The 1,211-nt window shown below is 28.5% G+C and carries 1 protein-coding gene; it reads left to right on the top strand.

From position 1 onward, the window contains the following. Positions 1-25: 25 nt before the first annotated feature. A complete protein-coding gene (locus EIZ48_RS31445; RefSeq protein WP_500690622.1) occupies positions 26-1,138 on the top strand; it encodes a proton-conducting transporter transmembrane domain-containing protein in 1,113 nt (370 codons plus the stop codon). Positions 1,139-1,211 lie beyond the last annotated feature (73 nt).

The raw sequence follows: 1,211 nt of genomic DNA, 5'->3' as shown, positions 1-1,211 counted from the left end.
AGGATCGGGATCAGTTATTCATGCGATGGAAACCATTGTTGGGTACTCTCCTGAAAAAAGTCAAAATATGGTTCTTATGGGAGGTTTAACAAAACATGTGCCAATTACAAAAAWTTCTTTTTTATTRGGTACACTATCTCTTTGTGGTATTCCGCCCCTTGCTTGTTTTTGGTCCAAAGATGAGATTCTTAATGATACTTGGTTGTATTSGCCKACKTTYGCATTAATAGCTTGGTCCACGGCAGGATTAACTGCATTTTATATGTTTAGGATCTATTTACTTACTTTTGAGGGACATTGTAATKTTTATTKTMAAAATTACAATGGTAAAACAARTAYTCAGTCAATTTCTCTATGGGGTAAARGAAATRYAAAAAATAKKAACAAAAAKATTTGGTTATTAATGAATAATAATGAAAGTRCTTTRTTAAAAACAAAGAAGACATATRGAATTGATGARAATRTAAGAGAGATGACACGRCCTTTTATTACTATTTCTMATTTTGGYAATAAARCAAATKACTCATATCCTTATGAATCMGATAATACTATGTTATTTCCTMTACTTGTATTGTTCYTATTTACTTTRTGYGTTGGATCTATAGRAATTCCTTTCAACCAAGAAGGAATAGATTTGGATATATTATCCAAATGGTTAAGTCCTTCGATAAATCTTTTACATCAAAATGTGAAAAATTCAATGAATTGGTATGAATTTGGAAAAGATGCAATTTTTTCAGTCAGTATAGCCTATTTCGGAATATTTATAGCGCTCTTTTTATATAAACCTATTTATTCATCTTTTAAAAATTTGGATTTAATTAATTCATTTGTTAAAATMAGATCKAMAAGAAATTTTKGGGATAAAAYGATAAATATMATATATAATTGGTCRGAKAAYCGTGGTTATATTGATGCTTTTTATGCAACATTCTTAACTARAGGYATAAGAGTATTGRCAGAATTMAYKGATTTTRTTGATAGACRGMTAATTGATGGAATTACGAATGGMGTTGGTATTATAAGTTTYTTTMTAGGAGARGGCATCAAATATGTAGGGGGKGGRCGCATCTCRTCTTATCTTTTTTTGTATTTATCTTATGTATTAATCTTTTTTTGTATTTATCTTATGTATTAATCTTTTTTTTTTTTCTTTTCTATTCACTCGGATCTCTTTCGTTTGATCGATTTTGTCCGTATCCTCCTTTTCT

The sequence above is a fragment of the Photobacterium alginatilyticum genome (assembly GCF_009910675.1).
Lineage (GTDB): Bacteria > Pseudomonadota > Gammaproteobacteria > Enterobacterales > Vibrionaceae > Photobacterium > Photobacterium alginatilyticum.
The sequence above is the reverse complement of the archived record's forward strand: the minus strand, read 5'-3'. Positions and strand labels throughout refer to the sequence as shown.